Here is a 23,286-nt window from a genome sequence, read left to right on the forward strand (position 1 = left end):
GGGCCCGGCCGTCTCCCGGCCGTCAGACCCTGATCTCCAGGATCTGGCCCGGCCACGGCCCGCTGCTCTGCTCGACCTCGAAGGCGGGCCGGAGCCCCCGTACCGCGGCGGGGCGGGGTGGGCGGGTGCTAGTGCACGCCCAGCCAGTCCTTGATCGGGACGAGCGCGAAGTAGACCACGAAGACCACGCTGAGGATCCACATCAGCGGGCCGGGCTCGCGCCACTTGCCGGTACCGGCCTTGATCACCGTGTAGGAGATGACACCCGCGGCGACACCGGCGGTGATGCTGTAGGTGAACGGCATCAGGACGCAGGTCAGGAAGGCCGGGATGGCGATCTCACGGTCGGACCAGTCGATGTGGCGGGCCTGGCTCATCATCATCGAGCCGATGACCACGAGGGCGGCGGAGGCGACCTCGACCGGGACGATCGCGGCGAGCGGCGAGAAGAACAGCATCGCCGCGAACAGCGCGCCGGTGACGGTGGAGGCGAGGCCGGTCCGGGCGCCGTCGCCGACCCCGGTGGCCGACTCGACGAAAACGGTCTGGCCGGAGGCACCGGCGACCCCGCCGATCGCGCCGCCGGCGCCGTCGATGAACAGCGCCTTGGACAGGCCCGGCATCCGGCCCTGCTTGTCGGCGAGCCCGGCCTCGGTGCCGACGCCGATGATGGTCGCCATCGCGTCGAAGAAGCCGGCCAGCACCAGCGTGAAGACCGCGACCGTGGCGCTGATCGCGCCGAGTCCGTGGCTGCCGAAGGCGCCGAACAGGTCCACGTTGCCGAACAGCCCGAAGTCGGGCGCGGAGACCGGGCTGCCCGGCCACACCGGCGCGGAGCTGCTCCAGGTCTTGGCGGGCAGGTCGGCGACCGCGTTGACGACGAACGCCACCACGGTGCCGCCGGCGATGCCGATCAGGATCGCGCCGCGGACGTTGCGGGCCAGCAGGACGAAGATCGTCAGCAGCGTCAGGCAGAAGACCAGGACGGGCCAGCCGGCCAGCTCGCCGAACGGGCCGAGCGAGACCGGGGTCGGGCCGCCGGTGTGCACGAAGCCGGCCTTGACCAGGCCGATCAGTGCGACGAACAGGCCGATGCCGATGGTGATGGCGTGCTTGAGCGGCAGCGGGATGCCGTTCATGATCTTCTCGCGCAGGCCGGAGACCACCAGCAGGACGATCAGCAGGCCGTAGATCACGCACAGGCCCATCGCCTGCGGCCAGGTGGTGTGCGGGACCACCAGCGCCGATATCGCGCCGGAGACCGAGAGGCCGGCGGCCACCGCCAGCGGGACGTTGCCCACCACGCCCATCAGGATCGTGGTGACCGCCGCCGCCAGCGCGGTCGCGGTGGTCAGCTGCGCGTGGTCCAGCTTGAGGCCGTTGACGTCGGCGCCGCTCAGGATGATCGGGTTGAGCAGGACGATGTACGCCATCGCCATGAACGTGGTCAGGCCGCCGCGGAGCTCGTTGCCGAGGCTGGAGCCCCGTGCGGAGATCTTGAAGTAGGCGTCCAGGACGTGTCTCGGCGGGGCTGCTGCCGGTGGCGAGGTGAGGGACTCGTCAGCGGCGGGTGCTTCTTCAGTGGTGCCGGGCTCCGTCGGGATCCGGGTCATGTCCACTCCCAAGGTTCAAAGGGGGTTGGGGTGGGCGAGCCGACCTGTGTGCCAGGCATAGGAGCAGGGCGCAGGGGGACTGTTCGACTCACGATGTGCACGTGCTGTGGTGCGTGCGGCGCTCGGGTGGGGCTTCGCACCGCTGCAGAGCCCCGGCGTGGGAGGCAGCGGGATGGTGCACGTTGGTCGCGTACGGGTGGCGTGCGCTCTTGTGGAGCTGCCCCGGGGCGGCGGGGAAGACGGTCACCGCCCCGGGGACGTCTGGGGGCCAGGGCCTGTCCGGCGGATCCTGCCGGGCGCGCGACAAGATCCGCCGGTCAGGCTCTAGAGCGTTCCGGTGAGGTGCTCGGGCCGGACCGGGATCCGGTTCAGGGCGATGCCCGTCGCCTGGCGGATCGCGGCGACGATGGAGGGCGTCGCGGAGACGGTGGGGGCCTCGCCGACGCCGCGCAGCCCGTAGGGGGCGTTGGGGTCGGGGAGCTCCAGGATGTCCACCGGGATCGGCGGGGTGTCCAGGATGGTGGGGATCAGGTAGTCGGTGAAGGACGCGTTGCGCACCTTCCCGTCCTTGACGATGATCTCCTCCATCACGGCCAGGCCGAGCGCCTGGGTGCAGCCGCCCTGGATCTGGCCGACCACCGACAGCGGGTTGAGCGCCTTGCCGACGTCCTGGGCGGCGGTCAGCTCGACCACCTTGACCAGGCCGAGCTCCACGTCCACGTCGACCACCGCGCGGTTGGCGCAGAAGGTGTACTGGACGTGGCCGAAGCCCTGCCCGGTCTCCTTGTCGAACGGCACGGTCGGCCGGTGGTGGTGCTCGCGGGTGAGGTCGATCGCCTCGTCGCCCAGCAGGTCGACCATCGGCACCAGCACCCCGGCGGACTCGGAGACCACCTTGCCGCCGGCCAGCGTGATGTCCTGGTGGGTCCAGCCGTAGCGCCGGCGGCCCTTGTCGATCAGCGCGTACTTGACCGCCTCGGCGGCGAGCTTCACCGCGCCGCCGGTCATGTACGTCTGCCGGGAGGCCGAGGTGGAGCCGGCCGAGCCGACCTCGGTGTTGGCCGGGTGGATGGTGACCTGCTCGACGCCGAGCTCGGTGCGGGCGATCTGGGCGTGCACGGTGACGCCGCCCTGGCCGACCTCGGCCATCGCGGTGTGCACCATCGCGACCGGCTCGCCGCCGATCACCTCCAGCCGGACCCGGGCGGTGGAGTAGTCGTCGAAGCCCTCGGAGAAGCCGACGTTCTTGATGCCGACCGAGTAGCCGACACCGCGGACGATGCCCTCGCCGTGCGAGGTGTTGGACAGCGCCCCGGGCAGGGCGCGGACGTCGAGGTCGTCGAGGTCCAGCGGCGGCGGCAGCGGCATGTCCTTGACCCGCTGGAGCAGCTCGGCGACCGGGGCCGGCGAGTCGATCTGCTGGCCGGTGGGCATCAGGTCGCCCTCGGACATCGCGTTGAGCTGGCGCAGCTCGACCGGGTCCATGCCGAGTTCGGCGGCGAGCTTGTCCATCTGGCTCTCGTAGCCGAAGGCCGCCTGCACCGCGCCGAAGCCGCGCATCGCGCCGCAGCTCGGGTTGTTGCTGTAGAGCGCGATGGCGTGCATCTTGACGTTCGGGATCACGTACGGGCCGTGGCCGAGCGAGGCCGCGTTGCCGACCACGGCGGGCGAGGCGGAGGCGTAGGCGCCGCCGTCCAGCACGATCCGGCAGTCGGCGAAGACCAGCTTGCCGTCGCGGGTGGCGCCGTGCTCGTAGAACATCCGGGCCGGGTGGCGGTGCACGTGGCCGAAGAAGGACTCGTCCCGGGCGTAGACGATCTTGACCGGCTTGCCGGTGCGCTGGGCCAGCAGCGAGGCGTGGATCTGCATCGAGAGGTCCTCGCGGCCGCCGAAGGCGCCGCCGACACCCGCCAGGGTGAGCCGGACCTTCTCCTCCGGCAGGCCCAGCACGGGGGCCATCTGCTGGCGGTCCACGTGCAGCCACTGGGTGGCGATGTAGAGGTCGATGCCGCCGTCCTCGGCGGGCACCGCGAGGCCGGACTCGGGGCCGAGGAAGGCCTGGTCCTGCATGCCGACCTCGTAGGTGCCGCTGACGATCACGTCGGCCAGCGCCCGGACCTCGTCGGTCACGCCGAGGCCGGAGACCAGCTTCTGCTCGTGGCAGATGTTGCCGTAGCCGTGCGACTTGAACTCGTGCGGCTCGTGGACGTAGCCGTGCACCTCGGGGGCCAGGCACTGCTCCTCGGTGACGATCGGGGTGAGCACCTCGTACTCGACCTTGATCTTCTTCACCGCGCGGCGGGCCGTCTCCGGGTGGTCGGCCGCGACCAGCGCGATGGCCTCACCGTGGTAGCGCACCTTGTCGATGGCGAGCGCGGGCTGGTCCTGGATCTCCAGGCCGTAGAACTTCGAGCCGGGGATGTCCTCGTGGGTGAGCACCGCGTAGACGCCCGGCAGCTTGAGCGCCTCGGAGATGTCGACGCTCAGGATGTTGGCGCGCGGGTGCGGCGAGCGCAGCGCCATGCCCCAGAGCATGTCCTCGTGCCACATGTCGGAGGAGTACGCGAACTCGCCCTTGACCTTGAGGTTGCCGTCGGGCCGCAGCGGCGAGCCGCCGATGCCGTCCTTGCTGGCCTGCCGGATGTCCTGCAGGTTCTTCTGACCCTGGATGGTACGGGTGCTCATTCCGAGACCGCCTTAGCGCAGGTGCGGGCGGAGGCGAGCCGCACCGCGTCCATGATCTTCTCGTACCCGGTGCAGCGGCACAGGTTGCCCGACAGAGCCTCGCGGATGTCGTTGTCGCTGGGCTGGGCGTCGTTGGCGAGCAGCGCGTCGGTCTGCACCAGCAGCCCGGGGGTGCAGAAGCCGCACTGGACGGCGCCGGCGTCGATGAACGCCTGCTGGACCAGGCCCAGCTCGCCGTCGTCCTCGGCCAGGCCCTCGACGGTGCGGACCTCGCGGTCCTGCACCTGGCCGGCCGCGACCAGACAGGAGCAGACCGGGGTGCCGTCCAGGTAGACCGTGCAGGAACCGCACTCGCCCTGCTCGCAGGCGTTCTTGGAGCCCGGCAGGCCGACCCGCTCGCGCAGCACGTACAGCAGGCTCTCGCCCTCCCACACGTCGTCGGCCTCGACCGGCTTGCCGTTGGCGGTGAACGTCACCCTCATGCCGCGCTCCTGATCTGCTTGCTGTAGTCGTTCCACGTCCAGGTGAGCGTGCGGCGGGCCATCACGGCCAGCGAGTGCCGGCGGTAATCGGCGGTGCCGCGGACGTCGTCGATCGGCGAGGCGGCGGCCTTCACCAGCTCGCCGAACCGCTGGATCACCTCGGTGCCCAGCAGGTCGCCGGACTCCCACAGGCCGCGTTCGGCGAGCACGCCCTGGAGGTACTCCTCGGCCTCCACGGCCCGGCGCGGCGTCGGCGCGGCCGAGCCGATCCCGGTGCCGACGGTGCCGTTCTTGGGGTGCAGCGCGAAGCCGAACGCACAGACCGCGATGACCATCGCGTTGCGGGTGCCGATCTTCGAGAACTGCTGGGGGCCGTCCGCGACCGGGATGTGCACGGCGCGGATCAGCTCGTCCTGCTCCAGCGAGTTGCGCTTCACGCCGACGTAGAAGTCGTCGATCGCGATCATCCGGGTGCCGCGGACCGAGCAGGCCTCGACGAACACGTCCCGGCCGGCCGCCAGCAGCGCGGGGTGCGCGTCGCCGGCCGGCGAGGCCCCGCCGAGGTTGCCGCCGACACCGCCGCGGTTACGGATCTGGGGGGATCCGACGGTGTGGGAGGCGAGCGCGAGGCCGGGGAGCGGGCCGGACAGCTCGTTGATGATCCGGGTGTACGGCACGGCGGCACCGAGTCTCACCACACCACCGTCGTTCGACCACTCGGTGAGCTCGGTGATGCGGTTGAGGTCGAGAATCGCGGATGGCCGGTGCACGTCGAAATTCATCTCGACCATGACGTCCGTGCCACCCGAGATCGGCAGCGCGGTCGGGTACTCAGCCTTCGCCGCGAGCGCCTCGTCCCACGTAGCGGGCCGAAGGAACTCCATGCGGGTGTCTCCTCAAGTCGTCGCCTGCCGGAACGGTTGGGCACAGTGCCCGGAACCCATCCGGTCGCCCGTTCGGGGGCGGGCCGCATGGAGTTCTTACCCTCGGATTTCGGACTCTGCTACCGCTCCGTTGCCGAGGCGTTGAGTCCTGGTCACCGGGGTGTGTCCGGCGGCGTGTGGCCAGTGAACCGCCGACGGCCCACCCGGAGGCAGTCACCGATGGCATGAAGCCCCGGCGGTGGTGCCGCCCGGCATCCTGTACGTTCCTCTAACGTGGGCAATCGCCCAGTCCAAGCGGTCACCGGCCGCTCACTACGACCGTAATCCGGCCGTGATTGCCGCGCTACGACCCCGTGACCCGTGGCGCCGGTCGGACGTAACGCCGAGGCCGTCCGCTGGGGCACACTGTGACCCCCACACCCGCCCGACCCCCACCCTCCAGACGAAGGAGTCTGCGGATGCGCGTCCGTGACCTGCTCGCCCCCAGTGCGTTGGGGCTGCGGCTGCTCGCGGCCGAGGACGAGCTCGACCGGCAGGTCAGCGGTGTCATGACCACCGACCTGCACGACCCGGGCCGCTACCTGCACGGTGGGGAGCTGGTGCTCACCGGGATGCTCTGGCGCACCGCGCCGGAGGACTCCGAGCGTTTCGTGCGCACCATCGCGGCCGGCGGGGCGGTCGCCCTGGCGGCGGGCGAGGCGGAGGTCGGCCCGGTGCCCGAGGACCTGATCGACGCCTGCCGGCGGCACCGGATGCCGCTGCTGGCGGTGCCCGACCAGACCGCGTTCGGGGCGGTCACCGAGTTCGTCGGCCGCCAGGTGTCGGCCGACCGGGCCGCGGACCTCGCCGCCCTGGTGGACCGCCACCGGATGCTGGTCTCGGCGGCCGGCGGCGGCGGCCTGGACGCCGTGCTGGACCTGCTCGGCGGCGACCTCGACCTGGACTGCTGGGTGCTCACCCCGACCGGCCGGGTGATCGCCGGGCCCGCCGACCGGCTCTCCGCCGAGGACCGCGACCAGCTGGCCCGTACCCATCTGGCCGCCCAGCGCCAGCGCCGCCGCCCGCCGCACCGGGCCCGGCTGGTCTCCGGCTCGTACTCGCTGCTGCCGGCCGCCGCCGACCCGGCCGAGCCGAGCCCGCTGGCCGACTGGGTGCTGGCGGTCGCCGGTGACGTCACCGAGTGGACCGGCAAGCGCCAGCAGCTGGCCGAGAACCTGTCCCGGCTGGTGGCCGCCGAGCGGATCCGCCGGGACGAGGGCCGCCGGCTGCGCCGCCGGCTCGCCGACGAGGTGCTGACGCTGCTCCAGCGGGACGCCGACCCGGCCGAGATCAGCCGCGCGCTGCACGCCTCGTCCGCGATGGCGGTCCGCTACGAGGGCGCCGCCCCGATGCCGGTGGCGGGCGAGGGCACCTGGCTGGTGCTCAGCGCCGAGAGCACCGGGCTGCCGGACGGCGTCCTGCGCACGATCATGGAGGAGGCGCTGGCCGACGCCTCCGACCGGGCCCTGGTGGCCGGCTCCGGCAGCTCCGCGGTCGCCGTGCTGCCGGCCCTGGAGGCTCCGGTGCCCGCCGAGGCGCTGCGCGAACTGCTGGCCCCGCTGGAGGCCGGGCTCGGCTCCGAGGGCCGGATCACCGTCGGTGTCTGCGCCCCGGCCGCCGAGGCCGGCGGTCTGCGCGGCGCCCTGGAGGAGGCCCGGCACGCCCGCCGGATCGCGGCCGCCCGGGTCGGCCGGGTCTGCGTGGCCGGCCCCGAGGAGCTGGCCTCGCACGTGCTGCTGCTGGCGGCCGTCCCGGACGAGGTGCGCCGGGCGTTCCGCAGCCGGCTGCTGGACCGGGTCATCGGGTACGACATCGAGCACCAGGCGGATCTGGTCAGGACGCTGGAGGCGTTCCTGCGCTCGGACGGGTCCTGGACGCGCTGCGCGGCCCAGCTGCACGTGCATGTCAACACCCTCCGTTACCGGATCGGCCGGATCGAGGAGTTGACGGGGCGTGACCTCTCCCGGCTGGAGGACCGGGTGGATTTCTACCTCGCACTGGAGCTCGCGTAGTACTTGACAGGAGCGGGTAAAGAGTTCCGGGAATCCGGTCACGACTTCATGACGATCAGCCCCAGATCTGCGCAAATAGGGTCAATTCGCCTACTTTCCTATCAGGGTTCTATCAGGTTTCTGGGGTAGCTTTCGACCGCAGTGCGGAGAAGGGCCGTTCGATCCCGGCGGTTCGCCCCGCGATGCCGCCCGGGGTGCGGGGGCCTCCGTGCGCACCCGTCCCTCTCCGCTCGCGGGCGACGTATTCGGCCCGGCGCGCGGCTGCGAAAGTTGACTGCGTACTGTGACCGACCCGAGCTCTCGTACCTCGTCCGACTGGTTCCAGACGATGCCACGGCATGAGGAGACCCTCCAGCTCCGGTCACCCTGGGTGACCAGGCCCGTGGTCCAGGAGCAGCCGCCGGCCCCCATCGTCGAACGCGTCGTGATCCATCCCGAGGCCGCCGCCAAGGCCGTCTTCGTGGACCAGAGCGGCCGGCGCGGCCGTGCGCTGCGCGGGTTCGGCTGGATCGCCGGGGTGGCCTGCGCCGGGTTCGCGGCCACCGCGCTGACCACCGTCGCCGGCTCCAACGCGCAGGCCCCCGCCATGCCGGTGCCCTCGCCCACGGCCAACTCGGCGGTGCTGGGCGAGTCCGGCACCGCCTCGCCGTCGCCGTCCCCGGCCGCGGCCGGCGCCACCGGCCGGCCGAGCGCCACCGGCAAGCCGACCGGCAGACCGTCCGCCACCGGCACGGGCGCCGCCGCCACCGGCACCGCCAAGCCGACCGGTACGCCCAAGGCCACTCCCTCCGGCGCCGGGGCCGCCGACACCACGACCACCTCGGCCAAGCCCGGCCAGACCACGCCCGCCCCGGGCGCCCGCGCCGCCAGCCCGCACGCGGCCACCTCCGCAGCCAAGCCTCGCTGAGCACCAGTTCCAAGGACACCCGAGCCATGTCGCGATCCCGAGGCAGGCGAGCGGCCAGCCGCCCGCGCCGCCGTGCCGTACCACCCCTGCGCTTCACCCTGCCGACGGTGCTGCTGCTGACCCTGCTGGCCACCCTGCTGCTGCGCGGCCTGGTCACCAACGAGGTCTTCCACGACGCCCGGATCAACGTCTCGGTCGACAAGGACACCGTCCCGCCGGCCCTGCTGACCGGCGGCCCGGTGATCGACGCCCGCGGGCCCGGGGACCCCAAGAGCTACCGGGCCGAGGACCACACCATGGCCCTCACCTTCGACGACGGCCCGGACGAGGTGTGGACCCCGCAGATCCTCGACGTGCTCGCCCAGTACCACGCCAAGGCCACCTTCTTCGTGACCGGCTCGATGGTCACCCGCCACCCCGACCTGATCCGGCGGATCCTCGCCGACGGCCACGAGATCGGCCTGCACACCTTCACCCATCCCGACCTCACCCTCCAGTCGGACCGCCGGATCACCTGGGAGATGGCCCAGACCCAGCTGGCCCTGGCCGGGGTCGCCGGGGTGCACAGCGCGCTGTTCCGCCCGCCGTACTCCTCCGACGCCTCCGCGCTGGACGACCTGACCTGGCCGGTGGTCAAGAAGCTCGCCGACCGCGGCTACGTCACCGCGTTCATCGACGAGGACACCGACGACTGGAAGCGCCCTGGCGTGGACGCCATCGTCGCGGCCGCCACCCCCAAGCAGCCCGGCAGCGGCCACATCGTGCTGATGCACGACGCCGGTGGCGACCGCGCGCAGACCGTCGCCGCGCTGAAGATCGTGATGCCCCGGCTGCAGTCCGAGGGCTACCGCTTCACCACCGTCAGCGAGTCGGTCGGCGCCGGCACCTCGATGTCCAAGGTCGACGGCTTCCAGCTGTGGGAGGGCAAGCTCTTCCTCGGCCTCGCGCACGCCGCCGTGTTCGTCATGCCGGCCCTGATCGTGCTGCTGGCGGTGGTCGGCACGCTGGTGTTCGGCCGGTTCGCGCTGATGCTGTTCCTCTCCGTCAAGCACGCCCGGCGCACCCGCCGCCGGACCTTCAGCTGGGGGCCGCCGGTCACCGAGAAGGTAACCGTCCTGGTGCCGGCCTACAACGAGCAGGAGTGCATCGCCAACACCCTGCACTCGCTCACCGACAGCGAGCACCCGATCGAGGTGATCGTGATCGACGACGGCTCGACCGACGACACGGTCGCGATCGTCGAGGAGCTGGCCCTGCCCGGCGTCCGGGTGATCAGCCAGCCGAACTCCGGCAAGGCCACCGCCCTCAACACCGGCATCGCGCACGCCACCCACGACCTGATCGTGATGATGGACGGCGACACCGTCTTCGAGCCCTCCACCGTCCGCGAGCTGGTCCAGCCCTTCGCCGACCCCCGGGTGGGCGCCACCGCGGGCAACGCCAAGGTCGGCAACCGCGACAGCCTGATCGGCGCCTGGCAGCACATCGAGTACGTGATGGGCTTCAACCTCGACCGCCGGATGTACGACGAGCTGGGCTGCATGCCCACCGTCCCGGGTGCCGTCGGCGCCTACCGCCGGGTCGCCCTGGAGCAGGCCGGCGGCATGAGCGAGGACACCCTCGCCGAGGACACCGACCTCACCATGGCGCTGCACGTCAACGGCTGGAAGGTGGTCTACACCGAGAACGCCCGCGCCTGGACCGAGGCGCCCGGCAGCATCGGCCAGCTCTGGTCGCAGCGCTACCGCTGGTGCTACGGCACCATGCAGGCGATGTGGAAGCACCGCGGCGCGGTCCTCGCCTCGGGACCGGCGGGCCGCTTCGGCCGGGTCGGCCTGCCGCTGGTGGCGCTGTTCATGGTGCTGGCCCCGCTGCTCGCCCCGCTCTTCGACGTCTTCCTGGTCTACGGGGTGCTCTTCGTGGACGCGCCCAAGACCTTCACCGCCTGGCTGACCGTGCTGGTTGTCCAGCTGGTCTGCGCCGGGTACGCGTTCTGGCTGGACAAGGAGAAACCCTGGCACCTGATCTCGCTGCCGCTCCAGCAGCTGGTCTACCGCCAGCTGATGTACCTGGTGCTGCTCCAGTCCTGGATCACCGCGCTGACCGGCGGCCGGCTGCGCTGGCAGAAGCTCAAGCGCACCGGCGAGGTCGACGTCCCGGTCGCGGTCTGACCGGCCCCACCCCAACCACCCGAAAGGTCCCGCATGACCGCGCCCGCCCACCCCGGGTACCTGCCGCCCGGCGCCGTCCGGCCCCCGGCGGCGGTTCCCGCCACCGGGCCGGTGACCGCGACGCCCGCCGCCCGGGCCAAGCCGGGCCGTGACCGCTACCTGGACTTCCTGCGGGCGCTCGCCCTGGTCCGGGTGGTGTTCCTGCACATGTTCGCCTGGACCTGGCTGCCGATCGTCTTCCCGTCGATGGGCGTGATGTTCGCGCTGGCCGGGTCGCTGATGGCCCGCTCGCTGTCCCGGCCGACCTGGTCGGTGATCCGCGGCCGGCTGCGCCGCCTGCTGCCGCCGCTGTGGCTGCTCGGCCTGATCGCGGTGCCCGGCATGCTGCTGCAGGGCTGGTCCGCGCACGGCTCCGGGCACAGCGTGGCGGGCTTCTGGGGCCGGCTGGCGCTGTGGGTCCTGCCGCTGATGGACCCGCCGTACGGCGACCCGCTGCCCGGCGTCCACGGCCTGCTGGACCATGCGTGGGGCGAGCACGCGGCCGGTCCGCTCTGGTACCTGCGGGCCTACCTGTGGTTCGTGCTGCTGTCCCCGCTGATGCTGGCGCTGCTGCGGCGGATCCCGTGGCTGGTGCTGCCGGCCCCCATGCTGTTCTGCGTGGTCATGCAGCTCGGCTACGTCGACTTCCGCCCGGAGATCTACAGCGTGGTCGACGGCTTCGCCACCTACGGCTCCTGCTGGATGCTGGGCATGGCGTACCAGGAGGGGCTGCTCAGCCGCTTCCCGCGGTACGTGCTGCCGTCGATCGTGCCGTTCGTGATGGCGGTCTCGCTCTGGTGGACCCTGAACGGCACCAACGACGAGGGCGGCCCGCAGAACCTGGAGGACAGCAGCCTCGGCCAGGCGGTCTGGTCGTTCGGCTTCGTCCTGCTGCTGCTGGCGGCCAGCCCGTCCTGGGACGAGTGGCCGCCGCGGCTCAAGCGCTGGGCGGGCTGGATCAGCCTGCTGAACTCCCGGGCGGTCACCGTCTACCTCTGGCACAACCTGGCCATCACGGCCGCGATCAGCCTGTTCGGCCTGACCTGGTACGTGCCGGTGCTGGCCGAGAACGTGCCCTGGCTGCTGGACAGCGACTGGGTGCCGATGCTGCTGGCCTGGCCGCTGATCGGCCTGTGCATCGTGGCCTTCGGCTGGATCGAGGACGTGGCCGCCAAGCGCAGCCCGCGGCTGTTCCCCTACCCGCGCGCGCCGCGCTCGGCCCGCCGCCGCTGAGCCGGCCGGACCGACGCGAAGGGCCCCCGGCGCACTGCCGGGGGCCCTTCGCGTCGGCCGTGGACGGCCGGGAGGCTCAGTGCTGGACCGGGATCACGCCGGTCAGCCACTTGAACACGTCGGGGACCATCGGGCGCCACACATCGCTGGCGTGCGGGCCGGTGGTCTCCACCGTGGTGACGGTGGTCGGGGCCTTGGCGGCCGCCTTGAGGGCGGCCGCGGCCTCGAACCCGTCACCCTTGTTGCCGCTGACGAACAGGGCGACCTTGGGCGGGGTCTGGGAGTTCTTGAGGATGTTCAGGAGGTTGGACTTCTCCTTGAGCACCGGGTCCTTCGCGGTCAGCGAGTGCGGCTCCTGGCCCGGGTCGCTGTAGCCGGAGAGGCTGACCCCGGCCCGGTACCGGTTGGGGTGCTCCAGCGCGAGCTTGCCGGCGCAGTGGCCGCCGGCCGAGTAGCCGGCCACCGCCCAGCGCTCGGGCGACGGGTCGGCCCGGAAGTTGTCCAGCACCATCTGCGGCACGTCACGCGACAGCCAGGTGTCCGCGTTGACCTTGCCGGGGACGTCGGCGCAGCCGGTGTCCACGTCGTCGCCCAGCAGGTTGGTCCGGGGCGACACCAGGATGAACGGCGCCACCTCGCCCTTCTCCATCATCGGCTTGAGCTGGTCGGACACCTTCAGCGTGCCGAACCAGGTCTTGGACGAGCCCGGCCAGCCCGGCAGCAGCTCGACCACCGGGAAGTTCTTGTCCTTGTACGCCGGGTCGTTGTACTGCGGCGGCAGCCAGACCAGCACCTCGCCGTCCACACCGGACACCTCGCCCTTCAGCTCGGTGTTCTGGACGTCGCCGGGCACCTTCGGGTCGCCGACGCCGGTGAACGACTGGATCACCTTGGCCCGGGTCTTGCTGTCCGAGCCGCTGCCGCTGCCGGTGTCGGCCGGGACCTTCGGCACCGCCCGGACGTGGTCGCCGGTACCGAGCAGGTCGTCCCAGCTGCCGTAGATCAGGTTGGCGTTGTTGACCATGACGAAGACCGTCGTCACCGCCGTCAGCTGGCAGAACAGGATCATGGCCGTTCTGCTCAGCAGCTTCACGGGCCGGGGCCCACGCACCCGCCCCCAGAGCAGCAGTGCGGCTGCGATGGAGATCGGCACGAGGATGATCGTGACGACGAGGAAGGGTGTGCCAGTCAGTTGCATGAAGGATTTCTCGTATCCGGGTTGCGGTCGCCCGGGGCTCGGGGCGCCCAGGACGTGCTCCAAAGGATCAGACGGGGTGGGACGGGTGGTCAGTTGCCGGTGAATCTGAGTGGAACCTGAGACGAAGATCACATTTCTGTGAGGCTCCGGTGGGCAACCCCCCAAGTCTGCCACCCGACCGGACGATTCTTCCGGGTGCACAGATCATCTCGTACGCCCGGGCCGATCGGCCGCAGCCCCGGCGCGGAACCTGCCGGATCGTCAGACCGGTCACCCGGCCGGCCGTACAGGGATCACTCAGGAGCGGGACCCCCGGACCGCGACCGGTGCCGGACGGCCCGGAAATCCACACCGGCCCCGTCCCGTCCCTGACCCCTGCGCGGCGGTGACAAGGGGGAGGATGGCAGGCAGCCCGTCCCTCCCCTTCCCGTACCCCGTCCCGTACCCCGTCCCGTACCCCTTCCCGATCCGACCCGAAGGAGCGTCCACCCCAGTGAGCACCCCGAACGACGCCGCACGGCCGCCGGTCCTGCCCACCCTGTTCGGCCTCGGCCCGCGCGGCGCCGACCGCCGCCGGCGCACCCTGCCCGCCGGAGTGCTCCGGCTGCCGACCATCGGTGTCGACATCGGCGGTACCAAGGTGGTGGCCGGCGTGGTCGACGGCGAGGGCCGGGTGCTGGACCGGATCCGGACCGAGACGCCCGACAAGAACAAGAGCGCCCGGGTGGTCGAGGACGTCATCGTCGAGCTGGTGCTGGAGCTGGCCGACAAGCACGACGTGCACGCGGTGGGCATCGGCGCGGCCGGCTGGGTGGACGCGGACCGCTCCCGGGTGCTGTTCGCCCCCCACCTGAACTGGCGCGGCGAGCCGCTGCGGGACGCGCTCAGCGAGCGGCTGCGGTTCCCGGTGGTGGTGGAGAACGACGCCAACGCCGCCGCCTGGGCGGAGTGGCGGTTCGGGGCCGGACGCGGCGAGGACCACATGGTGATGATCACCCTGGGCACCGGCATCGGCGGCGCGGTGGTCCGCGACGGCTACGTCGACCGGGGCAAGTACGGGCTGGCCGGCGAGTTCGGGCACATGCAGGTGGTGCCGGGCGGGCACCGCTGCCCGTGCGGCAACCGCGGCTGCTGGGAGCAGTACTCCTCCGGCAACGCGCTGGTGCGCGAGGCCCGCGGCCTGGTGGAGGAGGAGTCCCCGGTGGTCGAACCGCTGCTGGCCAGGGCCGGCGGCGTGGTGGGCGGGATCACCGGACCGCTGGTCACCGAGGCGGCCCGGGACGGCGACCCGGTCGCGGTCGAGCTGCTGTACGAGGTCGGCCGCTGGCTCGGCGTCGGCATCGCCAACCTGGCCGCCGCCCTCGACCCGGGCCGCTTCGTGGTGGGCGGCGGCGTCTCCGAGGCCGGCGACCTGCTGCTCGGCCCGGCCCAGGACGCCTTCCGCCGGACCCTCACCGGCCGCGGCTTCCGGCCCGAGGCCGGGATCGTGCCCGCGGCACTGGGAAACGAGGCCGGCCTGGTCGGCGCGGCGGACCTGGCCCGCCAGGTGGCCCGCCGGTTCCGCACCGTCAAGCGCCGCCGAGCCGAGCGCGCCACGCTCCACTAGGAGCCCGGCCCGGGACATCCCGGGTGGTCAGAGCGGTGCCGGGGATCGGGTAGGGTTGTGCTCAGCACTCGGGCGCGGGTGGCGGAATAGGCAGACGCGCTGGATTCAGGTTCCAGTGCCCGAAAGGGCGTGGGGGTTCAACTCCCCCCTCGCGCACCAGGAAGTACCGACGAAGCGGTGCCTCCCACAGTGACGGAAGTCGCTGCGGGAGGCACCGCTTCGTCGTTTCCGGCGGCGAACGGGTGGGCGTCCACCGGCGGGCCGTGCCTCGATGCGCCGTTGTCCTGTGCACCACACGTGTGAAAGAACGGAGAGCTGACGCCGACTCAGGAGGTCCGTATGAGAGTCCTGGCCCGCTCCGTCCCCGCTCTGGCGCTCGCCGCCGCCCTGGTCTGTGCGGCAGGGATGCCCGCCCGGGCCGCCGGGTCCCCGCCCAAGAGTCCCGAGGCGACCGGGTCCGGGGGTGCGGTCGCCAGCGTCGACGCCGACGCCACGGCGGCCGGGATCGAGGTGCTGCGGGGCGGCGGCAACGCGGTGGATGCGGCCGTCGCGGTGGCGGCCGCGCTGGGGGTGACCGAGCCGTACTCGGCCGGCATCGGCGGCGGGGGCTACTTCGTCTTCTACGACGCCCGTACCGGCCGGGTCTCCACGCTGGACGGTCGGGAGACCGCCTCCCACCGCTCCGACGAGACCCTGTTCCTGGAGAACGGCAAGCCGTTGGCCTTCGCCGACGCGGTCACCAGCGGCCTGTCAGTGGGTGTCCCCGGCACGCCCGCGACCTGGCAGAAGGCGCTCGACCTGTGGGGCACCCGCTCGCTCGGCGAGGTGCTGCGCCCGGCCGAGCGGATCGCCGACCGCGGGTTCACGGTCGACCGGACGTTCCAGGACCAGACCGCGCTCAACCAGGCGCGCTTCCAGGACTTCCCGGCCACCCGGCAGCTGTTCCTGCCGAACGGCGCGCTCCCGGTGGTCGGTTCGCGGTTCCGCAACCCGGACCTCGCCGCCACCTACCGGGAGCTGGGCCGCGAGGGCGTCGACGCGCTCTACCGCGGTCCGATCGGGGCGGACATCGTCCGTACCCTCCAGCACCCGCCGGTCGACCCCGCGTCCGGGCGCAACGCCCGCCCCGGCCAGGTCACCACCGCCGATCTGGCCGCCTACCGGGCGCTGGTCCAGCAGCCGACCAAGGTCCCCTACCGCGGTCTGGAGGTCGACGGCATCGCCCCGTCGTCCTCCGGCGGCACCACCGGCGGCGAGGCGCTCGGCATCCTCGCCCGCAGCGACCTCTCCAGGCTCGACGACACCCAGTACTACCACCGCTTCCTGGAGGCCAGCCGGATCGCCTTCGCGGACCGCGGCCGCTGGGTCGGCGACCCGCGCTTCAGCGACGTCCCCACGGCGCAGCTGCTCTCCCCGGCGTTCGCCGCCGCCCGGGCCTGCCTGATCAGCCCCGACCACGCCCTGACCAGCCCGCTCGCCCCCGGCGACCCGTACCACCCGGCGGCCTGCGCGAGCAGCGGTCCGGCGGTCACCGAGACCTACGAGGGCCCGAGCACCACCCATCTGACGGTCGCCGACCGCTGGGGCAGCGTGGTCTCCTACACCCTGACGATCGAACAGACCGGCGGCAGCGGGATCACCGTGCCGGGGCGGGGATTCCTGCTCAACAACGAGCTGACCGACTTCTCCTTCGCACCGGCCACCCCGGGGGTGCCGGACCCGAACCTGCCCGGCCCCGGCAAGCGGCCGCGGTCCTCGATCTCGCCGACCATCGTGCTCAAGGACGGCCGGCCGCTGTTCGCCACCGGTTCGCCCGGCGGTTCGACCATCATCACCACCGCGCTGCAGGTGGTGCTCGGCCGGATCGACCGCGGCCTGACCCTGGAGCAGGCGATCGCCGCGCCCCGGGCCAGCCAGCGCAACACCGCCGCGACCAGCGCCGAGCCCGCCTTCCTCGCGCTGCCCGAGCGGGCCCGGCTGGAGGCGCTCGGCCAGGTCTTCGTGGACGGCGGTGAGATCGGCGCCGCCACCGGTGTGGAGCGGCTGCCGGACGGCCGCTGGCGGGCGGCGGCGGAGCCCGTCCGGCGGGGCGGCGGCTCGGCCGCCGTGGTGCACCCCGGCCGCTGAGCCTGCCGGGACTGTCGGTGCCGGACGGTATGTTCGGGGTGGGCGTCCGCCGTGGCGCCCACCCTCGTCCGCAGCACGTCCGCAGCACCCGGGAAGGCCGCCAGCCGTGACAGTCCGCATCGCCACCTGGAACATCAACTCCGTCACCGCCCGGCTGCCCAAGCTCCTGGAGTGGCTGGAGAGCGCCGGGCCCGACGTGCTCTGCCTGCAGGAGCTCAAGTGCTCCACCGACGCCTTCCCGGCCGACGCGGTCAAGGAGCTCGGCTACGAGAGCGCCGCGCACGGCACCGGGCGGTGGAACGGCGTGGCCGTGCTGTCCCGGATCGGCCTCGAGGACGTGGTGCGCGACCTGCCCGGGCAGCCCGGGTACCTCGCCGACGGGGCGCTGCTGCCGGAGGTCGAGCCGCGGGCCGTCGCCGCCACCTGCGGCCCGGTGCGGGTCTGGTCGGTCTACGTGCCCAACGGGCGCGAGGTGGGCCACCCGCACTACCAGTACAAGCTGGACTGGCTGGCCGCCCTGCGCGAGACTGTCCTGGCGGACGCGGCCGGTCCCCGCCCGTTCGCCGTCCTCGGCGACTACAACGTCGCCCCGGCCGACGAGGACGTCTTCGACGTCGCCGCCTTCGAGGGCCAGACCCACGTCACCGAGCCGGAGCGGGCCGCGCTCGCCGCCCTGGCCGCCGCCGGTCTGCAGGACGTGGTGCCGCGCCCGCTGAAGTACGACCGCCCGTACACCTACTGGGACTACCGACAGCTGGCGTTCCCGAAGAACCGCGGCATGCGGATCGACCTCACCTTCGCCAACAAGCCCTTCGCCGACGCCGTCACCGACAGCTTTGTCGACCGGGAGGCCCGCAAGGGCAAGGGCACCTCGGACCACGCGCCCGTGGTGGTCGACCTCGACGTCTGAGCGGCGTTCCGCCGTGCCGCGCCGCCCCGCACGGTCACCGGGAGTGACCGGACGGACCCGAACGGCCCACGCCGGGTGGCCGCCCGGCGTGGCGCTGCCTAGCGTCGCGGGTGACCGGGTGTAGCTGTTCGACCACGTGGACGATGGGCGTCCGCCGCTGCACCCGAGAACCCCTGGAGGTACGGCATGCGCCGCACGTGTACGGCCGCCGCAGCCCTGCTCGGCGCGACCGCCATGGTCGTCCTCGCCGGGCCGACGGCCCATGCCAAGGACGTCGCTCCCGCCTGGGTGAGTCCGGCCGAGGGTGCCCCCGGCCAGACCGTGACCGTCAGCGTCACCTGCGACACCAGCTCGGTGAAGACCGTGACCGCGAACTCCCAGGCCTTCACCGGGGGCTCGGCCACCCTCACCGTCGGCCCCGACGGCAAGTACAGCGGCCCGGCGAAGCTGGTCGCGCAGCAGGACCTGGTCGGCACCGTCAAGAAGGCGCTCCAGGGCAACTCCTGGGGCATCGACGGCAAGTGCCCCAACGGCGACACCTTCACCGGTGCGGTCTCCGTCACCGGCTCCGCCACCTGGGGCACCGGCGCCGGCCAGGAGAGCAGCCACCCCGCCACCGCGCAGGAGGGCAGCCACCCGGCCGTCCAGCCGGACGGGCCGGCCGCCCCGCACGGTGCGGTCGGGACCGGTCTCGGCGGTTCGATCGACACCGACGGGCGGCAGCTCGCCGCCGGGGGAGTCCTGGTCGCGGCCGGGATCGCCGGCTTCTGGCTGCTGCGCCGCCGCCCCGCGGACGGCCCGCAGTCCTGACGCCGCGACAAGGCCGGCCGCCCGGGCCGGCCGCCGTTCAGCGCCCCGTGGTCACGCCGGGGCGCTGAGCCGTTCCCCGGCGAGTCCGGCGAACGCGCCGGGCTCCGGCTCCCGGTCGGCGTCCTCCGCCTCCAGCGCCGCCAGGGTGCCGGAGGCCAGCAGGAACTGCGCCACGATGTATGTCGACATGATCAGCAGCTCGTGGCCGGGCAGCTCCTTCCAGCCCGCGATCCGGGTGGCGATCAGGGTGTCCGAGAGCAGGAACAGCGCCCCGCCCAGCCCCGTCCGCCAGCCGCGCCCGGCCGAGGTGACGGCGGTCGAGGCGAGCAGCAGGCTGTACGCCGCCACCGGGATCCTCAACTCGCCGAGCCCCGGCCACAGCCGGCTGATCAGCGTGGCCCAGGCGGTGGCGTAGGCCGCCGAGACCAGGATGGTGCGCCGCCGGTCGGTGAGGGCGCCCTGCTGGACGAACATCGTCACGTAGCAGACGTGGGCGGCGGCGAAGGAGCCCATCCCGGCCAGGAAGGCGGTCTCGTCGTCGAGTTGGAGCGCCACGTCGCCGCCCGCGCTGAGCAGCAGCGCGGGCGCCAGCAGCTTCGGAGTCCTGGTGCCGCGGGCCGCCAGCGTCTGGGCCGCCAGCAGCGGCATCAGGGCCGGCTTGGTGGCGTGCCGCAGGACGGAGGCGCCGGTCGCGATCGCCCCGAGGTGGACGGCCGAGGTGGCGGCGTATCCGGCCAGCAGGCCGCGGGCGGTGCGAAGGCGTCGGGTGATGCTCATGCGGGGGTGCCCTCCGGGCGGTCGGTGGCGCCGGGCTGCCAGCCCGGGCCCTTGATGAGGTGGCGGACCCGGTCGCCCCAGCTGCCGGCCGCGGCCAGGTCCCGGCCGATCGAAACGTACTCGTGGGTAGCCACCCGCAGGGGATTGTAGGTGCTCAGGTTCTTGGTCAGGCCGTACACCGGCCGCGCGGTCTCCGCGGTGAAGCTGCCGAACAGCCGGTCGAAGAGGATCAGGATGCCGCCGAAGTTGCGGTCCAGGTAGCCGCCCTGCGAGGCGTGGTGCACCCGGTGGTGCGAGGGCGTGTTGAGGACGTACTCGAACGGCCGGGGCAGCCGGCCGATCCGCTCGGTGTGGATCCAGAACTGGTAGACCAGGTTGACCGAGGAGCAGAACGCCAGCGCGGCCGGGTGCACCCCGGCCAGGATCATCGGGACGTAGAAGACCCAGCCGGTGGCGCCGGTCCAGGGCTGGCGCAGCGCCGTCGACAGGTTGTAGTGCCGGCTGGAGTGGTGCACCACGTGCGAGGCCCACAGGATGCGGATCACGTGGTGGCCGCGGTGCTGCCAGTAGTAGCAGAAGTCCTGCGCCAGCAGCATCAGCGGGACGGTCCACCAGAGCACCGGCACCCGCAGCGGGGTCAGCTCGTACAGCGCGGAGTGGACGGCCACGATCGGGATCTTCCAGCCGGCGTCGAACAGCAGGCTGCCGAGGCCCATGCCGAGGCTGGTGCCGGTGTCCTTGGCCGCGTACCCAAGCTCGTCCTCGTCCGGATGGAACCGGTAGGAGACCATCTCCAGGACGGCGAGCAGGGCGAAGGCCGGTATCGACCACAGCACGACGTCGGGCAGGTTCGGCATGTCCGAGACGATAGGGGACCGTCCCCGAGCTGGGGAAGAGGTTGTTACCCGTGCGTAGCGGGTCGGCGGCGCCGGGGTCCCGCGGCCGGGGGGCGCCCGGCGCGGCGGGGCCCCGGGAGGGCGGGCGAGCCTGCGGCGGGCGGGGGCCACCGTCTACTCTGGTGGGCGACATGGAGCAGCACGAGTACGCGACCGGCGCCGGGAAGGCGCGCGGTCGCACGGGGAGCGGGCGCGCGGGCGGGGCGGGGCAGCTCACGGCCCAGCCGTCGGCCGACCTGTACCCGGCCGCCCAGGAGCTCGCCGCCCGGCTCGCCGAAGCCGCACCGCAGGCCGCGCACGACCTGTTCACCGCGACGTTCGGCCTCTACGGCGCCCGCCACCTCGGCGGCGCCCCCGACCCGGCCGACCCCGCCGCGGCCACCACCAGCTGGTGGCACGGACCGACCGCCCACCACTCGGCCGTGCTGCGCACCCGGCCGCAGCGCTACCGCCGGGGCCGGCGCGACGCCGCCGACCAGGGCGTTCCCGGGGCCGGCGGCAGCTCGGGCAGGCACCGCAAGCCGGAGCGGCCGCGCGGCCCGGACGAGCCGGCCGTGGCCGTGGAGCGGCGGACCGCGGCCCGGCTGCTGCTGGCACAGCCGCTGGTCACCGGCGGCGGGCCGCACGCCGCCGGTTTCCCGCTGATCCGCCGTCACGCCGACTGGCTGGCCGAGCGCTTCGAGCAGGTCCTCGGCTACCGGCTGACGGTGGCCGGCCGGTACGCCCGGCTGCAGAAGGCGCCGCTGCCGGGCCGGGCCCTGCCGGGCTTCGAACCCGCCACCTACGCCTGTCTGGTGCTGGCGCTCGGCGCGTTGGCCGACGGCCGGGCCCCCGACCTCGAGCACCCGCGGGCGCTGGACGTGCTCAAGGACTGGCAGGTGGTCGGCCACGACCCGCACGGCCTGGTGGTCGACCGGGAGCTGGCGGCGGCGCTGGCCCCGGCCGCGCCGCTGGCCGCGGCCGGACCCGAACTGGCGGTCCGCCGGCTGCTGGTGGAGACGCCCGTGGTGCTGCTGGACGAGCTCCGGCCGGCCGAGCGCGAGTGGCTGCTGCGTCGCCGGGGCGCGGAGGCGGTGCTGTTCGCCGACTTCCTCGGCCTGCAGACCGAGGCGCGGGCCGAGGGCGTGGCCCTGATCGACCCGGCGGGCGAGCTCACCGACCTCGCGCTGCCCGGGACCGGGACCCTCGCCCAGGCCGCGCTGCTCCTGGTGCAGGCACTGGTCGAGGAGTTGCGGCCGCTGCCCGAGGACACCGCGCCGCCGGCCGTCCTGATCCCCGACGCCCTGATAGACGGCGCCCTCGGCGACGTCACCGACGACCACGGCCTGCGGGCCGGCTGGAGCCCCGAGTACCTGGCGGACCGCCCGGCCTTCCGCCGGGACGTCCTCGACCTGCTGGCGCGGATGCGGCTGATCGTCCCGGCCGGCCGGGCCTGGCTGCTGCGGGCGCCCGCAGCCCGTTACGCCCCGGCCGCCGACCCCGAGCCGGAGCCGCGCTCGGGCCGTCACTCCCGCCCGCAGGACTGCGGCCCCGGCCGACCGGAGTGATTCCGGGGCCGGGGCCGATCCGAGAGCGGGTGCGGGTGGGTGCGGGGCGCCTGCCGGGCGCGGCTACTTCGGGCGGACGCGCTCCGCGACCGGGCGGAGCTCCTGCATGGTGGCGTCGTACTCGACCGGCTGTCCGGTCTCCAGCCGGTGGTCCTCGATCCCCATGATCGAGTCGTAGTAGACGGTCAGCTCGGGGCCGCCGTCGTCGGGGACGATGTAGCCGTAGCCGTGGTCCTGGTGGTACGACCGCACGGTGCCGGTAGCCATGGTGCCTCCTCGGGCCGAAGACCTATGGTCACCTGCAGTATCCGCTCGCCGCACGGGCCTCACCACTTCAGCGCGGCGGCGCTGGCGGCGGGCACGCCGTGGCGCACGGTCTCCACGGTGGCGCCGACCCCGAGGGCGCCGAGCGCGACGGAGGCGGCGACGGCGGTGCAGGCGATCAGGCGCCGGTGCCGCTTGGGCAGCGGGAAGGTGTCGGGTCGGGCCTGCGCGGCGGGCGCGGCCGCGGACGGCTGGGCGTTCATGGCAGTGAGCATCACAGGGCGGCGTTAACGGTCGATACGTCCGGGTTAAGTCTGGGCAGGGCCTGGAAGTCAAGACCTCCGTGCAGGTGGCAGGGGCCGCCCGGGTTCACCCGTTCGGGCTATCAAGGTCCGGCCCGGGCCGGTTCGGGCAGGCCGGTCAGGCCGGTTCGTACGGGGTGAGCACCAGCCGGACCACGTCCTCCAGGCGCCGCCGGGCGTCGTCGAGGGTGGCGCGGCCGGTCACCCAGGCGGTCAGCTCGCCCTGCCAGGCATGGCCGACGATGTGCCGGACCAGGTCGCCGGCCGCGTCCGGGACCTCCGACATCACCGCGTCCAGCGCCGCCCGGTCGGCCCGGGCCATGCCCTGCAGCGCCTCGCTGGCGAACGGGTCGGTCGAGGTGGCGACCGCCACCCGCAGCCTGGCCAGTTCGGGCTGGCGCTGGTAGGCCCGCATGCCGTGCCGCACGAAGCGGATCGTCCGGTCGGTGTCGGACGGCCCGGAGCGCGCGCCGCGCTGTTCGGCCACCAGGTCGGCCAGCAGCAGCCGGTGCCAGTCGGCGATCGCCGCCGCCAGCAGATGGTCCTTGGAGGAGAAGTAGCGGTAGGCCGTGCCGAGCGCCACCCCGGAGCGCTCCGACACCTGTTTCATCTGGAGCCGCTCGACGCCGATCTCGGTCACCAGGGCGAGGGCGGCCCGGAGCAGACTCCGGCGCCGTTCGAGCTGACGGGGCGACATCGCCTCCACCGGCCGTGGTGACAGGTCAACCTTGGTCACCCGCCCATGATACGGGGCGGGTGCCCGGGTCGGTATGAGGCCTGATCA

General features: G+C 73.0%; 19 protein-coding genes and 1 tRNA gene. 10 read left to right on the forward strand and 10 right to left on the reverse strand.

Going from position 1 to position 23,286, the window contains the following annotated elements; genetic code table 11:
* Positions 1 to 128 precede the first annotated feature (128 nt).
* From AB0D08_RS03410 to AB0D08_RS03425, 4 genes are all read right to left on the reverse strand, one after another.
* On the reverse strand, positions 129 to 1,613 hold the full coding sequence (locus AB0D08_RS03410; RefSeq protein ID WP_033820100.1) for an NCS2 family permease: 1,485 nt from the start codon (positions 1,611 to 1,613) through the stop codon (positions 129 to 131).
* 324 nt (positions 1,614 to 1,937) lie between these two features.
* Positions 1,938 to 4,298, reverse strand: coding sequence for a xanthine dehydrogenase subunit D (gene pucD, locus AB0D08_RS03415; RefSeq protein ID WP_051812233.1), 2,361 nt, complete (start codon positions 4,296 to 4,298; stop codon positions 1,938 to 1,940).
* Complete coding sequence (locus AB0D08_RS03420; RefSeq protein WP_033820101.1) at positions 4,295 to 4,780, reverse strand: (2Fe-2S)-binding protein; 486 nt, start codon at positions 4,778 to 4,780, stop codon at positions 4,295 to 4,297. The genes pucD and AB0D08_RS03420 overlap by 4 nt, the downstream gene beginning before the upstream one ends.
* Entirely contained in the window at positions 4,777 to 5,664 is an 888-nt protein-coding gene (locus AB0D08_RS03425) for an FAD binding domain-containing protein (protein ID WP_033820102.1), read from the reverse strand. The genes AB0D08_RS03420 and AB0D08_RS03425 overlap by 4 nt, the downstream gene beginning before the upstream one ends.
* Before the next feature lie 458 nt (positions 5,665 to 6,122).
* On the opposite strand from AB0D08_RS03425, the gene AB0D08_RS03430 reads away from it, so the two are divergent.
* The 4 genes from AB0D08_RS03430 to AB0D08_RS03445 all read left to right on the forward strand — a co-directional run bounded on the left by AB0D08_RS03430 (position 6,123) and on the right by AB0D08_RS03445 (position 12,065).
* Entirely contained in the window at positions 6,123 to 7,715 is a 1,593-nt protein-coding gene (locus AB0D08_RS03430; RefSeq protein WP_033820103.1) for a PucR family transcriptional regulator, read from the forward strand.
* A 370-nt stretch (positions 7,716 to 8,085) separates the two neighbouring features.
* Positions 8,086 to 8,622 carry a hypothetical protein gene (locus AB0D08_RS03435; RefSeq protein WP_033820104.1) on the forward strand — a complete coding sequence of 179 codons (537 nt, stop codon included), beginning with the start codon at positions 8,086 to 8,088 and terminating at the stop codon, positions 8,620 to 8,622.
* Between the two features lie 26 nt (positions 8,623 to 8,648).
* On the forward strand, positions 8,649 to 10,793 hold the full coding sequence (locus tag AB0D08_RS03440) for a bifunctional polysaccharide deacetylase/glycosyltransferase family 2 protein (protein ID WP_359886089.1): 2,145 nt from the start codon (positions 8,649 to 8,651) through the stop codon (positions 10,791 to 10,793).
* A gap of 33 nt (positions 10,794 to 10,826) precedes the next feature.
* Positions 10,827 to 12,065, forward strand: a complete 1,239-nt coding sequence (locus AB0D08_RS03445; protein WP_082526467.1) for an acyltransferase family protein — start codon at positions 10,827 to 10,829, stop codon at positions 12,063 to 12,065.
* 76 nt (positions 12,066 to 12,141) lie between these two features.
* Here AB0D08_RS03445 and AB0D08_RS03450 read toward each other — a convergent pair whose 3' ends face one another.
* Positions 12,142 to 13,263: an alpha/beta hydrolase-fold protein gene (locus tag AB0D08_RS03450; protein ID WP_033820105.1), complete on the reverse strand. Its 1,122-nt coding sequence runs from the start codon at positions 13,261 to 13,263 to the stop codon at positions 12,142 to 12,144.
* Between the two features lie 493 nt (positions 13,264 to 13,756).
* Here AB0D08_RS03450 and AB0D08_RS03455 point away from each other — a divergent pair, with 493 nt between their 5' ends.
* The 5 genes from AB0D08_RS03455 (at position 13,757) to AB0D08_RS03475 (ending at position 18,716) form a co-directional block, all read left to right on the forward strand.
* Positions 13,757 to 14,869, forward strand: a complete 1,113-nt coding sequence (locus AB0D08_RS03455) for an ROK family glucokinase (RefSeq protein ID WP_033820106.1) — start codon at positions 13,757 to 13,759, stop codon at positions 14,867 to 14,869.
* A gap of 72 nt (positions 14,870 to 14,941) precedes the next feature.
* Positions 14,942 to 15,028: transfer RNA gene (locus AB0D08_RS03460), tRNA-Leu, on the forward strand.
* A gap of 180 nt (positions 15,029 to 15,208) precedes the next feature.
* Entirely contained in the window at positions 15,209 to 16,996 is a 1,788-nt protein-coding gene (gene ggt / locus AB0D08_RS03465) for a gamma-glutamyltransferase (RefSeq protein ID WP_033820107.1), read from the forward strand.
* Between the two features lie 106 nt (positions 16,997 to 17,102).
* Positions 17,103 to 17,906 (forward strand): exodeoxyribonuclease III, encoded by an 804-nt coding sequence (locus AB0D08_RS03470; RefSeq protein ID WP_033820108.1) that lies wholly within the window; start codon positions 17,103 to 17,105, stop codon positions 17,904 to 17,906.
* 186 nt (positions 17,907 to 18,092) lie between these two features.
* A complete protein-coding gene (locus tag AB0D08_RS03475) occupies positions 18,093 to 18,716 on the forward strand; it encodes a hypothetical protein (protein ID WP_359886090.1) in 624 nt (207 codons plus the stop codon).
* 51 nt (positions 18,717 to 18,767) lie between these two features.
* On the opposite strand, the gene AB0D08_RS03480 is transcribed toward AB0D08_RS03475, so the two are convergent.
* A complete protein-coding gene (locus tag AB0D08_RS03480) occupies positions 18,768 to 19,493 on the reverse strand; it encodes a lysoplasmalogenase (protein WP_063794344.1) in 726 nt (241 codons plus the stop codon).
* The gene (locus AB0D08_RS03485; RefSeq protein ID WP_359886091.1) at positions 19,490 to 20,350 is read right to left on the reverse strand and encodes a sterol desaturase family protein; all 861 of its coding nucleotides are present in this window, start codon (positions 20,348 to 20,350) and stop codon (positions 19,490 to 19,492) included. The genes AB0D08_RS03480 and AB0D08_RS03485 overlap by 4 nt, the downstream gene beginning before the upstream one ends.
* A gap of 170 nt (positions 20,351 to 20,520) precedes the next feature.
* On the opposite strand from AB0D08_RS03485, the gene AB0D08_RS03490 reads away from it, so the two are divergent.
* The gene (locus AB0D08_RS03490) at positions 20,521 to 21,936 is read left to right on the forward strand and encodes a DUF2398 family protein (RefSeq protein WP_359886092.1); all 1,416 of its coding nucleotides are present in this window, start codon (positions 20,521 to 20,523) and stop codon (positions 21,934 to 21,936) included.
* Between the two features lie 63 nt (positions 21,937 to 21,999).
* Here the strand turns inward: AB0D08_RS03490 and AB0D08_RS03495 are convergent, their stop codons facing one another.
* The 3 genes from AB0D08_RS03495 to AB0D08_RS03505 form a co-directional block, all read right to left on the reverse strand.
* Positions 22,000 to 22,203 carry a cold shock domain-containing protein gene (locus AB0D08_RS03495; protein WP_033820110.1) on the reverse strand — a complete coding sequence of 68 codons (204 nt, stop codon included), beginning with the start codon at positions 22,201 to 22,203 and terminating at the stop codon, positions 22,000 to 22,002.
* 59 nt (positions 22,204 to 22,262) lie between these two features.
* On the reverse strand, positions 22,263 to 22,463 hold the full coding sequence (locus tag AB0D08_RS03500) for a hypothetical protein (RefSeq protein ID WP_055731245.1): 201 nt from the start codon (positions 22,461 to 22,463) through the stop codon (positions 22,263 to 22,265).
* Positions 22,464 to 22,620: 157 nt separating this feature from the next.
* On the reverse strand, positions 22,621 to 23,238 hold the full coding sequence (locus AB0D08_RS03505) for a TetR/AcrR family transcriptional regulator (protein ID WP_082526470.1): 618 nt from the start codon (positions 23,236 to 23,238) through the stop codon (positions 22,621 to 22,623).
* Positions 23,239 to 23,286 lie beyond the last annotated feature (48 nt).

Origin of the sequence: Kitasatospora sp. NPDC048540, assembly GCF_040651175.1 — a bacterium.
Classification (GTDB): domain Bacteria; phylum Actinomycetota; class Actinomycetes; order Streptomycetales; family Streptomycetaceae; genus Kitasatospora.

What these genes read in the sequence shown, in the direction of transcription:
- AB0D08_RS03420 (WP_033820101.1), bottom strand. Translation starts at nt 4,780, where the DNA reads ATGAGGGTGACGTTCACCGCCAACGGCAAGCCGGTCGAGGCCGACGAC.
- AB0D08_RS03430 (WP_033820103.1), top strand. Translation starts at nt 6,123, where the DNA reads ATGCGCGTCCGTGACCTGCTCGCCCCCAGTGCGTTGGGGCTGCGGCTG.
- AB0D08_RS03410 (WP_033820100.1), bottom strand. Translation starts at nt 1,613, where the DNA reads ATGACCCGGATCCCGACGGAGCCCGGCACCACTGAAGAAGCACCCGCC.
- AB0D08_RS03440 (WP_359886089.1), top strand. Translation starts at nt 8,649, where the DNA reads ATGTCGCGATCCCGAGGCAGGCGAGCGGCCAGCCGCCCGCGCCGCCGT.
- pucD (WP_051812233.1), bottom strand. Translation starts at nt 4,298, where the DNA reads ATGAGCACCCGTACCATCCAGGGTCAGAAGAACCTGCAGGACATCCGG.
- AB0D08_RS03445 (WP_082526467.1), top strand. Translation starts at nt 10,827, where the DNA reads ATGACCGCGCCCGCCCACCCCGGGTACCTGCCGCCCGGCGCCGTCCGG.
- AB0D08_RS03475 (WP_359886090.1), top strand. Translation starts at nt 18,093, where the DNA reads ATGCGCCGCACGTGTACGGCCGCCGCAGCCCTGCTCGGCGCGACCGCC.
- AB0D08_RS03500 (WP_055731245.1), bottom strand. Translation starts at nt 22,463, where the DNA reads ATGAACGCCCAGCCGTCCGCGGCCGCGCCCGCCGCGCAGGCCCGACCC.
- AB0D08_RS03450 (WP_033820105.1), bottom strand. Translation starts at nt 13,263, where the DNA reads ATGCAACTGACTGGCACACCCTTCCTCGTCGTCACGATCATCCTCGTG.
- AB0D08_RS03485 (WP_359886091.1), bottom strand. Translation starts at nt 20,350, where the DNA reads ATGCCGAACCTGCCCGACGTCGTGCTGTGGTCGATACCGGCCTTCGCC.
- AB0D08_RS03490 (WP_359886092.1), top strand. Translation starts at nt 20,521, where the DNA reads ATGGAGCAGCACGAGTACGCGACCGGCGCCGGGAAGGCGCGCGGTCGC.
- AB0D08_RS03425 (WP_033820102.1), bottom strand. Translation starts at nt 5,664, where the DNA reads ATGGAGTTCCTTCGGCCCGCTACGTGGGACGAGGCGCTCGCGGCGAAG.
- AB0D08_RS03495 (WP_033820110.1), bottom strand. Translation starts at nt 22,203, where the DNA reads ATGGCTACCGGCACCGTGCGGTCGTACCACCAGGACCACGGCTACGGC.
- AB0D08_RS03480 (WP_063794344.1), bottom strand. Translation starts at nt 19,493, where the DNA reads ATGAGCATCACCCGACGCCTTCGCACCGCCCGCGGCCTGCTGGCCGGA.
- ggt (WP_033820107.1), top strand. Translation starts at nt 15,209, where the DNA reads ATGAGAGTCCTGGCCCGCTCCGTCCCCGCTCTGGCGCTCGCCGCCGCC.